This is a genomic window from Kurthia gibsonii, from assembly GCF_006539985.1.
Lineage (GTDB): Bacteria > Bacillota > Bacilli > Bacillales_A > Planococcaceae > Kurthia > Kurthia gibsonii.
The window spans coordinates 1-12,297 of record NZ_BJOB01000056.1 but is presented as its reverse complement, the minus strand read 5'-3'; the positions used below and the strand labels follow the sequence as shown (position 1 = coordinate 12,297).

Genomic DNA, 12,297 nt, shown 5'->3' with positions numbered 1-12,297 from the left:
GGGGCGTGTCTAATGCATTGTTTATTTTGTGATCAAATCATCCAGCAACCAAGTTCTTTCACGCAATTTTTGTTTGGAATACCCTCTGTTTACTGTTGTAAAAAGTGTGAAGAACAAATTGAATATACATCCGATTCTCATGCTATCTATTTCTATAATTCATTTATGCAAGATGTTCTGCACCAATTTAAATTTTTAAAAGATATTCGTGTAGCGGACTTTTTTGCTAAGGCTTTAAAAAATAAAGTAAGGGGTATGGAATATGACTTAATTATTCCGATTCCAATGCATGTTGAGATGGAAAAAAAGCGAACCTTTTCACCCGTAGAAGTCGTCTTACAACAAGCGAAATTACCTTTTCAATCGGTTTTAGAAAAAACGACGATGTCACAACAGAGTAAAAAAACATATGAACAGCGTATTAATAGCTCCTCTTTTTTCAAAAGTTTACCTCAAGTAGATGTATCACAGCAAAAAATCCTATTAATTGATGATTTAATCACAACTGGAACGACGATTAAGCATGCTAAAACGATTTTACTCGAATTAGGGGCAAAATCCGTTGAAGAAGTCATTTTCATCTCAGGGAAGAAGTGAATTATGATAAACTACATGAAGAAATGGTCGACATTAATAGTAGATTGAAAATGTGGAGGTAATGGAGTATGGGTGAAATCAGAAATTGTCCAAGATGTGGAGAATTTTTTAATTATAATGGTGTACGCGATATTTGCGGGAAGTGTGCAATAGCTGAAGAAGAACAATATGAAATCGTATATCGTTTTTTAAGAAGACGTGAAAATCGCGCAGCAACAGTAGAACGCATTGTGGAAGCAACAGGTGTAGAAGAAGACTTGCTACACAAATGGGTACGTAAAGGACGTTTACAGCCAGCATTGTTTCCGAATTTAGGTTATCCATGTGACCAATGTGGACATTTAACGACGACTGGAAAGTTGTGTAGTTCATGCCAAGATGAATTAAAAGGTGAGTTACGTAAGTTTGAAGCAGGGCAAGAATTTAGAGAAGCTGTGAAGAAAGCAGAAAAAGGAACGTATTTATCTGATAAAAGATAAAAGAAATCGTAAAAAAATAGTTTAAGAGATGTTTAGAAAACGATATAAGGGTATATTGAACTAATGAGTTATATCTTGAATAGTCATAGTTACTCTATTATGCATTTATTACTAAAACAATGATGTTTACTGCCGAAATAAGGAGTACATCAACAATAAATGAAGGAGGTCGAATGAAAATGAAGATAAATAATTACGGCGTGAATCCAATCAATCCATACAAGAATCAGCAGTTGAAAACAGAAGCAACAAAAAACGCAAGTATGAAATTTGCGGATCAAATCGAAATTTCTTCTCAAGCAAAGGACCTTCAGGGGATAAAAGATTATTCAACTGAACGAGCTGATAAAGTTCAACGAATCAAACAGCAAATTGAAGCTGGCACGTATCAAGTAGATGCGAATCGATTAGCGAACGATGTAGCGACATTCTATCGCCTATAAGAAGGAGTTTTAGAACGATGTCAACTGAGCAAATTATTTCGATTATGGATAAATTGAACATGATGCATCGTAGTTTATTAAAATTGGCGTATCATAAGACCGAAATTTTAAAAACATCGAATGTAGAAGAACTAAGCGAAACGATGAAAAATGAGCAGTCACATATCGCAGCAATTAGTCAATTAGAGGAACAACGTCAAAAATTAGTTGTACAATTCTTTCAAGCGAATCAAATTGACTACAAAGAACCGACAATTAATGAGTTATTAAAATATGTAACAGGTGAAGAAGCAGCACAATTAGATACGAAGCGAAAAGAATTGCTTTTAACAATTGATACATTGCAAAAGCAAAATGACTTAAATCAAAAAATGTTGTTTCAGTCACTTCAATTCGTGAATCTCACATTAGACTTACTTCGTCCACAACCAGATCAGATTAATTATCAATCGAAAGCTGGTGGACGTTCTGCTATAAAAACAGGACAATTCGATTCACAAGCATAAAGAAATCATACAATGATGTGTGGTTTCTTTTTTATTTTTAAAAATATAAGATTCTCGAAAAGTATGTATTTTATATGAAATACTTAAAAAAATTCGATTCATGTCGATGAAAAGAACAGAATGAATATGCGTGATTTTTATTAAAAGGAGCGATTCGATGGGTTCAACATTTATGGGACTTGAGACGAGTAAACGTGGTTTAAGTGCTCAACAGTCCGGTTTATATACAACGGGTCATAATATTTCAAATGCCAACACAATCGGTTATTCACGTCAAACAGTGAATTTAAAGCCAACGAACGGATTCCCAGGATCAGGAATGAATGCGCCGCAAATTCCAGGGTATTTAGGAACAGGTGCGACTCCAGGTTCTATTCAACGTGTACGCGATCAATTTATAGATAATCAATTCCGTCAAGAGACGACGAAATTAGGTTACTGGGGTTCTCGTACAGAGGCGATTGGTCAATTAGAAGGTATTTTAAATGAACCGTCAACATATGGTATTGATACAGCATTTAATGATTTTTTCAAAGCGTTACAGGATTTAAGCGCTTCGCCTGAAAACAGTGCGGCACGTCAAGTAGCGATTGAAAAAGCGAAAACACTTGCTGAAAGCTTTAACTATACGAATAAACAATTAACAGAAGTACAAGAGAATTTAAAAAATCAAATTAATGTTGAAACGAAAAACGTCAATTCGATTTTAAAACAGATTGCACAACTGAATGATCAAATTGCGAATTCAGAACCAAATGGTTATTTACCAAATGATTTATATGATGAGCGCGATATTTTAGTTGACCAATTATCCCAATATTTACCGATTACGATTAAAAAAGAAGGTAATGGTGGTAATTCAAAAGAAGCTGCTGAAGGAACATATAATATTTTCTTGAAATTAGCAGATGGTTCAGAAGTTCAACTAGTAAATAAACGAGAAGTGGCAACATTAACACCACAAACAACAGTTGATGCAGGTGGAAATCTTGTGGATTCAAATTTTGACGATTCGAAAACATTTACTGCTTTCTCACAATTTAATATTGTAATGGGTTCTGGTGGCGGTGCTGGTGCCACTGTGAATATGGGGCAATTAAATAAAGGATCTGGTATTTTACAAGGAATCGTAGAAAGTTATGGTTACATTACAAAAGATGCTGGTGGCAACTTTTCACAACCAACTGGGGTTATTCAAGACAAATTAGCTGAGTTGGATCAACTAGCTGACGAGTTTGCAAAAGAATTCAATAAAATTCATGAAACAGGATATACTCTAGAGAAAAAAGATGCAGATGGTAAACTCATAGATGCTTCTGTAGCAGGCGGGAAATTTTTCGTAGGGAATGGCGCTGGTGGTATTAAAGTATCGGATGATATTTTAAAAGATTTTAATAAATTCGCTGTGTCCAGTGTTGCTAACGAAGTTGGTAATGGTAAAATTGCGATTGAATTATCAAATTTAAAAACAAAAGCATTGGTGGGACTTAATAATGCATCAGCTCAAACTTTCTTTCAAAGTATGATTGGAGATGTTGGTGTGTTAGGTGAACAAGCAGAAAGAATGTTTAAAAATTCATCTTCTCTGCAATTAAGTATCTCAAATAATCGTGCATCTGTTAGTTCAGTATCTTTAGATGAAGAAATGACCAATATGATTATGTATCAACAAGCATATAATGCATCAGCACGTATGTTAACAGTTATGGATGAAACATTAGAAAAGATTATTAACGGCATGGGTCGTGTAGGACTATAAATAAGGAGGTCACATAAATGCGTATTACACAAACAATGCTTTCAAATAACATGTTACGCAATTTAAATAGCAGTTATTTGAAAATGGGTAAACTACAAGAACAATTATCTTCTGGTTCTAAACTAACAAAGCCTTCAGATGACCCAGTAGCATCTGTAAAAGGTATGGGATATCGTACAACATTAGCGAAAAACGAACAGTACACTCGTAATATGAATGAGGTGAATAGCTGGCTGGATACAACCGATTCAACACTTTCGGAAGTGAATAAAGCACTTCAACGTGTAAAAGATCTTGTGACGCAAGCAGCGAATGATACGAATACACCAGAAGACCGCGAAGCGATGCAAAAAGAAGTAGATCAACTGCGTTTGCAAATTCGTGACTTAGCGAATACGCAACAAGGAAATAAATATTTATTCTCAGGTACTGCAACAGATCAGCCACTCTTTGCAAATTCATCTGCAAATGCTGGTGCAAATGATCCTTTACCTACTTTAGGTGGAAATGATAAGTCCGTTGATATTGAAATCTATGAAGGTATCACATTCCAAATTAATGAAAATGCTAGAAGTTTGTTTCATGGAATTGATGAAATGATGCAACAAGTACAACAAGGTCTAAAAAGAACGGGCTCTGATTTAAGTAATCTGATTGGTACGGTTTCAGCGCAAACAGATAGAGTACTTGAAATGCAAGCAGGTGTCGGTGCAAAACAAAATCGTATTGATGTCATGACAGACCGTTTAAGTTCTCAAAAAATCAATGTGACGAAACAAATCTCAAATAATGAAGACGTGGAATATGAGGATGCGATTACACAGTTGATTACAGAAGAATCGATTCATCGCGCAGCGTTATCAGTTGGCGCGAAAATTATTCAACCGACATTAGTTGATTTCTTATAAAAATATGAAGAGCGTTCAGCGAATGGTATCGTTTGAGCGCTTTTTTCGTAAGGAGGTTTTAATGTGAAACTCGATCAAATTAAATTGAATATACAAGATGCAAAAGTAGACTTAAATATTACAGAACCAAAGCAACATATTGAACAACCAAGAGCGCAACAACATATTGAACAACCTGCCGCAACATTAGAAATTCATCATACAGATGCTAAGTTACTTGTCGATTCTTCACAGGCTTATCGCGATTTAGGTTTAATCTCGAATGCAGAATCAATCCAAAACTTTGCTGCAAAAGGTCAGTCAGCTGTTATGGAAGGAATTGCAAGGCGTGCTTCAGAGGGCGATGCCATGATGGAGATTCGAAAAGATAATGGACGAGCCACTTTATCGAATATTGCAAAACAACATGATACCTTTGAACAACAACGACTAGGGATTACATGGAAGCCATCTATTGGTTCCGTAAAGATTAAATACCAAGAAGGTAGTCTTGATATTCGCATTCAAGCACAAAAACCAAAAATTGATGTACAATTAGGAAAAGTCGTGCATGACTATACACCTGGTGATGTAACAGGAATACTCGTTCAACGTGAAAAAGTCGAAACTACAGTAATTAAAGGAGAATAGTCTGTGAAAATTCAAACAAAATTTTTAGGTGAAGTTCAAATCGATCCCGCTTCAATTATTCAATTTCCACAAGGTATTCCAGCTTTTGAAGAAGAAAAAGAGTTTGTCGTGATTCCTTTAGGTGCTCAATCACCTTTTGTAACATTACAGTCGGTTCAAACACCATCTGTTGGCTTTATGGCAGCCTATCCATATGAGTTTAAGCAAGACTATGCGTTTGATTTAGAGGAAGATGATTTACAACAATTACAAGTGGAGCAGCCAGAAGATATTTTGGTTTATGGGATTCTAACCTTAAAAGATACGTTAGAGAATTCAACGATGAATTTATTAGCACCTATCGCAATTAATGCGAAGAAGCAATTAGGAAAACAAGTTGTTTTACACGAAAATGCGGCACATCCACTTCGTTATCCATTGAAGCCGAAGAAAGGAAGTGGACAGTCATGCTCGTACTGACACGTAAAGTCGGCGAATCGATTATGATTGGAGATGGTATTGAGGTAAAGGTCATTAGCATTGACGGTGATCAAGTGAAGCTAGGAATTGAAGCACCTCGTCATATTAAAGTACATCGTCAAGAAGTGTTTGAGGCGATTCAAGCAGAAAATAAAGCAGCGCTTGATGTCACAGAGCAGCTAATCAATCAATTAAAAAATTTTTAAAAGAAATGCTAAACATTTTAAAACCCACTTCGATATATATAGTGTAAGGTAGAAATACCGAGCAACTCCACAGGGACGTGGACATTAAAACAAATTCAAGGAGGAATCTCACAATGAGAATTCAACACAATATCGCAGCTTTAAACACACACCGTAACTTAGGTGCTAACCAAACAGCAGCATCTAAAAACTTAGAAAAATTATCTTCAGGTTTCAAAATCAACCGTGCTGGTGATGACGCAGCAGGTCTTGCAATTTCAGAAAAAATGCGCGGACAAATCTCTGGTCTAAACATGGCTTCTAAAAACGCACAAGACGGTATCTCTTTAATCCAAACAGCAGAGGGTGCTCTTAACGAAACACACTCAATCTTACAACGTATGCGTGAATTAGCAGTACAATCTTCAAACGATACAAACGTAGCAGAGGATCGTACAGCGATTCAAGCAGAAGTCGATCAATTAGCTTCAGAAATTACACGTATTGCTACAGATACAGAATTCAATACACAAAACCTTCTATCTGGTGGTTTCAGCGCTAAAGCATTCCATATCGGTGCAAATTCAGGTCAAACTATTAGTTTAAGTATTGATGCTATGGATGCAGATACTTTAGCTGTTTCAGCTTTAGATTTAAAAACACAGTCTGGTGCAGAAAAAGCTATTACAACAATTAATGATGCTATTGAAACGGTATCAACACAACGTTCTAACTTAGGTGCTGTTCAAAACCGTTTAGAACACACAATCAACAACTTGGGTGCAACATCAGAAAACTTAACAGCTGCAGAATCACGTATCCGTGATACAGATATGGCTGCTGAGATGATGGCGTTCACAAAGAATAATATCTTATCACAAGCTGCTCAATCAATGCTTGCACAAGCTAATCAACAACCACAAGGTGTACTTCAATTATTACAATAATAAATTGGTATTTTCCTTATTTTTGAATAATTTTCAAATGCAAATGTATTTAAAAGTAAAAAAGCTTCGGTATGCGAAAATACTGAAGCTTTTTTCTTTGTACGAGTAGATAATAGATATTAATAATTTAGTAGATTTGTTAACAAATTAGGTTGTGTACATATAAGTTTGAAGTTTAAAGACGATATAAAAATTGAGGTGTATTCATATGGAAAATATAATAGTAGAGGAATTAATATCTAAGTCGGGAGATCCAACTTTAAAAATAAATAATTATTTATTACACAGTAAGTATAATCCGAAAAAAGAGGCGAGATTGTTTGTAGAAAAACAATATAAAGTAGATAATATTGTAATCTTATTTGGATACGGTTTTGGTTATATTTTAGATGAATTTATTAAACAAAGCAACAAAGAGAAAATACTTGTCATTGACCCACATTTAATACCTATAAAAAAATATCCAGATCGCGTTTTTTTTATTAATGAAACGAACGAACAATATTTAGAGAAGGAAATAATGAAACATGTGGACATGCGAGAAAATTGTTATTTAGTGATTTCTCCAAATTATGATAAAATTTTTGGGGAAATATATATTAATATACTGCGAGCTATAAAAAATACACTTTTTATAAATAAAATACATGAAAATACAGTTGTAGGGTCTTCTGTCGATTGGTTTAGAAATCATATGAACAACTTGAAGCATGCAATTGAAGACAGTACGTTAATACAACTGAAACAAATAACTAATAAACCTGTTGTTGTAGCTTCAGGTGGTCCGTCATTAACAAAACAATTAGAATTAGTAAAACAACATCGCGATAAATTTATCTTAATTGCTTCTGGTTCCACTATAAGATCTTTAGCAAGAGAAAATATTGAACCAGATTATGTAGTATCTATAGATGGTTCTGAAGAAAATTTACAGCATTTTAAAGACATTGGATTAAAAAGCGCAAAATTTATTTATGCTATGCAAAGCAAATTTGAAGTACGTAAAGAATTTAATGATGCTTACTATTTTTTATCATCATCTTCTTTGAATCTACAGTCATATTTGGAAAATATTACACAGGAACCAGTTGCTGTTTTACTGGGTGGTGGTTCAGTTGCCCATTTTGCTTTAGCTATTGCAACTTACATTAGTACAGGAGAAATCGCTTTAATCGGACAAGATTTAGCCTATACGGACGGCTTATCACATGCTCAAGGTAACAAAAGACAAGAGAAGATTGATTTCGATAATAGCAAAACTTCATACATTAAAATGAAGGGGTATTATGGAGAAGACGTTTATACAGATTATCCATTTTTAAGTATGAAAAAGACTTTTGAGGTTATGAGAGCACAATTAAAAGACCGTGTAGGCATATTTAATTGTACAGAAGGTGGTATTTATTTAGAAGGATATGACCAAATTACTTTTAAAGAATTTATTGAGAAAAATGAAAAGGTTATACCTGAGACAAATCACGATAACAAACTAAATACAAAAAAAACATATCGTAATTTATTAAATAAGCTACAATTAGAAATGAAACAATTAAAAGAAGCGCAAATAGTAGTGGAAAAGAATCTTCAATTAATCAATAAAGCAAAAGACAAAGGTATATTTTCTCAAAAAAATTTAACAGTATTAAACAAAAATGATAAAAAATTAAAACGCACATTTAAAAATACAGCCATGTCTATTATAACAGCACCTATTGATTTACAAGTACAAAAGTATTTTTCAGAGCAAAATGTCAAAGAACAACAAAAAAAGAAATTTGAACGCGTTATTAAACAAAATTTAACTTTATATCAAGGATATATTTTAGCAATTGAAAATGCACAAAAAATCATAAGCGACTTAATAAAAGAATTGGAGAATTTATAACATGGATTCTAAAAAAGAATTAGTAATGAACGTAAAAAATATTATCGAGGCGATTCAAGAACAAAATAAAGATTTAGCTTTAATGAATATTATTCAATTTATTGATAATTTCTCAAGTGATGCATACAGTGAATTAAAAACAGCAGAATTGAATACAGCCTTAAATGAAATTGTACAAGGTTTGGAACAACAAGATTTTGTATTAGTTTCAGATATCTTTGAATATGAAATTTTACCTGTGTTAGAGGAGAATTAGCATGAAAAAAATATTAGTAACGGGAGCCAATGGATTCATTGGCTCACATCTAGCAGAAGAACTTGTTAGACAAGGGTATAATGTTAGAGCATTCGTTGAATATAATTCTTTTAATTCTTGGGGATGGTTAGATACAGCTCCAGAAGAAATAAAAAAAAATATCGAAGTATTTTCAGGAGATATTCGTGATCCTTTTGGTGTTAAAGAAGCTATGAAGGGATGTTCACACGTACTTAATTTAGCAGCTTTGATTGCAATCCCCTACTCATACCATTCTCCAGCTACATATATTGATACAAATATTAATGGTGCATTAAATATTGTACAAGCAGCTAGAGAATTAGATGTTGAAAAGGTTATTCAAACTTCTACAAGTGAAGTATATGGTACAGCTTTATATGTACCAATTGATGAGGAACATCCTTTGCAAGGACAGTCACCTTATTCAGCTTCTAAGATTGGCGCAGATCAAATCGCGATGTCTTATTACAAATCATTTGATACACCTGTTTCAATCATTAGACCATTTAATACATATGGTCCAAGGCAATCGGCTAGAGCTGTAATTCCTACAATCATTAGTCAATTAGCTAATGGTAAAGATACTATTAAATTAGGTGCAATTAGCCCAACACGTGATTTTAACTATGTAATGGATACAGTATCAGGATTCATATCTGTAATGAATTCAAATAATTCAATTGGTGAAGTTATTAATATTGGTTCTAATTATGAAGTTTCAATTGGTGAAACAGCAGAAATGATTGCAGATTTAATGCAAGTCAATTTAAAAATTGAAACAGATGAACAGCGCTTAAGACCAGAAAAAAGTGAAGTAAATCGTTTATGGGCGGGAAATAAAAAAGCAAAAGAACTTCTAAATTGGGAACCAAGTTATGGTGGTAAAGAAGGATTTAGAAGAGGATTAAAAGAAACCATTGATTGGTTTACGAATCCAATAAATTTAGCACAATATAAGGCAGATGTGTATAATATATGATTAATCCAGAATGGGAAAATCTCGTAAAGAATATTCATAATCATTATCATCAAGATTTTGTACCTTTACATGAACCAACTTTTGGCGAAAGTGAACTGAATTATGTAACAGCCTGTATAAAAACAGGTTGGGTATCTTCAGTCGGTTCTTATGTAGATGGTTTTGAAAAAGCACTTGCGGAAATGGTAGGAGTAAAAAGAGCTGTAGCAGTAGTAAACGGTACAGCTGCACTACAAATCGCTTTAAAAGTAGCTGGTGTAAAAGAAAATGATGAAGTAATCATGCCTTCTCTTACATTTATTGCTACTGCGAATGCAGTCACATATTTACAAGCAATACCACATTTTGTTGATGTAACAGAGCGAACATTAGGCTTAGATCCTTTAAAATTAGATATGTATTTATCTTCAGTCGGTTCTATGCAAAATGATGTACTTATTAATAAAGAGACAGGTAGAGTTATTCGAGCTGTTGTACCTATGCATACGTTTGGGCATCCTGTAGAATTAGATGAATTAATAGCAGTTTGCGAAAAGTATCATTTAATTTTGGTTGAAGATGCAGCAGAATCGTTAGGATCTTATTACAAAGGAAAACATACAGCGAGTTTCGGTAAAGTTAATGCAATGAGCTTCAATGGAAATAAAATTGTTACAACTGGTGGTGGTGGAGCGATTTTAACTGACGATGAGGCATTAGCAAATTATGCGAAACATTTAACGACAACAGCGAAAGTACCACATAAATGGGCTTATGTGCATGATGAAATTGGTTACAATTATCGTATGCCTAATTTAAATGCAGCTTTAGGGTGTGGACAGCTTGAAAAAGTAGAGAAATTTGTAGAAGCAAAGCGAGAATTGACAGTATTTTATGATGACATACTTAGCAAAATAAATGGTGTTACATTATTTAAAGAACCAATTCATACGAAAAGTAATTATTGGTTACAAACGATACTCTTGGATGATTCGATGAATCGAGACGAAGTACTTACGTATTTGAATGAACAAGGGGTTATGAGTCGTCCAATTTGGCAACCAATGCATACTCTATCCATGTATGAAAATTGTCCAAAAGGCGATTTGACTGTTGTTGAGAGTTTAAATAAACGTATTATCAATATACCGAGCACGCCATTAATTACGAGTAAATAATAATAGAAACAGAATAGCGTACCTCCGCTATTCTGTTTTATTTTGTAGAGATATCAAAAATATGAGGAGTGAATAATCATGAAGAAAATTTGTGTAGTAACGGGAACTAGAGCAGAGTATGGATTACTCTCTAATATTATGTTTGAAATTGAAAAAAGTGAAAAATTAATACTACAAACGATTGTAACAGGAGCACATCTTTCGGAGGAATTTGGGTTGACCTATAAGGAAATTGAAAAAGATGGTTTTAGAATTGACGAAAAAATTAATATTTTAACTAAAAATAATATACCTGTAAATACAGCAACTTCTTTAGGACTTGCTGTTATTGGATTTTCTACAGCTTTTGAAAAGCTACAGCCTGACTTGATTTTAGTTTTGGGCGATCGCTACGAAATTTTAGCTGCCGCTGAAACAGCATTGGTTATGCAAATACCAGTCGCGCATATTTCAGGAGGAGAGATTACAGAGGGAGCAATTGATGATTCTATTCGACACGCTATTACGAAGTTAAGTGCAATCCACTTTCCAGCAAATGAAGAATATAGACATAGAATTATTCAATTAGGAGAAAACCCTACATATGTATTTAATGTAGGTGACCCAGGAGTAGAAAATATTCATAAATTAAATTACCTCACTAAAGAAGAACTAGAAGAGTTTTTTGGATACAAACTTGAGAATACCTTTTTAACTACATTTCATCCTGTTACTACGGAGAAGAGTTCTATACAGCAATTAGAAAATTTATTTGCAGCTTTAGACCGTTTTCCAAAGCATCTCGTTATTTTTACAAAAGCAAATGCAGATAATGAAGGTAGAGAAATTAATGAATTAATTGATGCTTACGCAGAAAAAAATAAAGAACGCGTATTTGTTTATGACTCTTTAGGTAAAATTCGTTATCTAAGTACATTAAAATATTCAGTAGCTGTTGTGGGGAATTCTTCTAGTGGAATTGTAGAAGCACCTGTCTTGGGAATCCCTACAGTTAATATTGGTAATAGACAAAAGGGACGACTACAAGCTAATACGATTATTAATTGTGATGCTACAGAAGAAAGTATCTATAGGGCTTTACAACAT

General features: G+C 33.7%; 15 protein-coding genes. All 15 read left to right on the top strand.

Features of this window, described 5'->3' with window-relative positions:
* Nucleotides 1–597, top strand: a 597-nt coding sequence (locus KGI01_RS12265) for a ComF family protein (RefSeq protein WP_218026252.1), incomplete at its 5' end; no start/stop codon positions are given.
* Between the two features lie 68 nt (nt 598–665).
* Nucleotides 666–1,076, top strand: a complete 411-nt coding sequence (locus KGI01_RS12260; protein ID WP_141274919.1) for a TIGR03826 family flagellar region protein — start codon at nt 666–668, stop codon at nt 1,074–1,076.
* Between the two features lie 179 nt (nt 1,077–1,255).
* On the top strand, nt 1,256–1,519 hold the full coding sequence (gene flgM / locus KGI01_RS12255; protein WP_141274918.1) for a flagellar biosynthesis anti-sigma factor FlgM: 264 nt from the start codon (nt 1,256–1,258) through the stop codon (nt 1,517–1,519).
* A gap of 17 nt (nt 1,520–1,536) precedes the next feature.
* On the top strand, nt 1,537–2,025 hold the full coding sequence (locus KGI01_RS12250) for a flagellar protein FlgN (RefSeq protein ID WP_068455595.1): 489 nt from the start codon (nt 1,537–1,539) through the stop codon (nt 2,023–2,025).
* A 157-nt stretch (nt 2,026–2,182) separates the two neighbouring features.
* Nucleotides 2,183–3,784 carry a flagellar hook-associated protein FlgK gene (flgK, locus tag KGI01_RS12245; protein ID WP_141274917.1) on the top strand — a complete coding sequence of 534 codons (1,602 nt, stop codon included), beginning with the start codon at nt 2,183–2,185 and terminating at the stop codon, nt 3,782–3,784.
* A gap of 17 nt (nt 3,785–3,801) precedes the next feature.
* Nucleotides 3,802–4,692, top strand: coding sequence for a flagellar hook-associated protein FlgL (flgL, locus tag KGI01_RS12240; RefSeq protein ID WP_141274916.1), 891 nt, complete (start codon nt 3,802–3,804; stop codon nt 4,690–4,692).
* Between the two features lie 63 nt (nt 4,693–4,755).
* Nucleotides 4,756–5,322: a DUF6470 family protein gene (locus tag KGI01_RS12235; RefSeq protein WP_141274915.1), complete on the top strand. Its 567-nt coding sequence runs from the start codon at nt 4,756–4,758 to the stop codon at nt 5,320–5,322.
* Between the two features lie 3 nt (nt 5,323–5,325).
* The gene (gene fliW, locus KGI01_RS12230; protein ID WP_141274914.1) at nt 5,326–5,781 is read left to right on the top strand and encodes a flagellar assembly protein FliW; all 456 of its coding nucleotides are present in this window, start codon (nt 5,326–5,328) and stop codon (nt 5,779–5,781) included.
* Complete coding sequence (gene csrA / locus KGI01_RS12225) at nt 5,769–5,987, top strand: carbon storage regulator CsrA (RefSeq protein WP_141274913.1); 219 nt, start codon at nt 5,769–5,771, stop codon at nt 5,985–5,987. Before fliW ends, csrA begins: the two co-directional genes overlap by 13 nt.
* A gap of 113 nt (nt 5,988–6,100) precedes the next feature.
* Complete coding sequence (locus KGI01_RS12220; protein ID WP_141274912.1) at nt 6,101–6,913, top strand: flagellin N-terminal helical domain-containing protein; 813 nt, start codon at nt 6,101–6,103, stop codon at nt 6,911–6,913.
* A gap of 208 nt (nt 6,914–7,121) precedes the next feature.
* Complete coding sequence (locus KGI01_RS12215) at nt 7,122–8,798, top strand: motility associated factor glycosyltransferase family protein (protein WP_141274911.1); 1,677 nt, start codon at nt 7,122–7,124, stop codon at nt 8,796–8,798.
* A gap of 1 nt (nt 8,799) precedes the next feature.
* Nucleotides 8,800–9,054, top strand: a complete 255-nt coding sequence (locus tag KGI01_RS12210; protein ID WP_141274910.1) for a DUF8042 domain-containing protein — start codon at nt 8,800–8,802, stop codon at nt 9,052–9,054.
* 1 nt (nt 9,055) lies between these two features.
* Nucleotides 9,056–10,054 carry an NAD-dependent 4,6-dehydratase LegB gene (locus KGI01_RS12205; protein ID WP_141274909.1) on the top strand — a complete coding sequence of 333 codons (999 nt, stop codon included), beginning with the start codon at nt 9,056–9,058 and terminating at the stop codon, nt 10,052–10,054.
* Complete coding sequence (locus KGI01_RS12200) at nt 10,051–11,211, top strand: LegC family aminotransferase (protein ID WP_141274908.1); 1,161 nt, start codon at nt 10,051–10,053, stop codon at nt 11,209–11,211. The genes KGI01_RS12205 and KGI01_RS12200 overlap by 4 nt, the downstream gene beginning before the upstream one ends.
* Nucleotides 11,212–11,289: 78 nt before the next feature.
* Nucleotides 11,290–12,297, top strand: a 1,008-nt coding sequence (neuC, locus tag KGI01_RS12195) for a UDP-N-acetylglucosamine 2-epimerase (RefSeq protein WP_141274907.1), incomplete at its 3' end; no start/stop codon positions are given.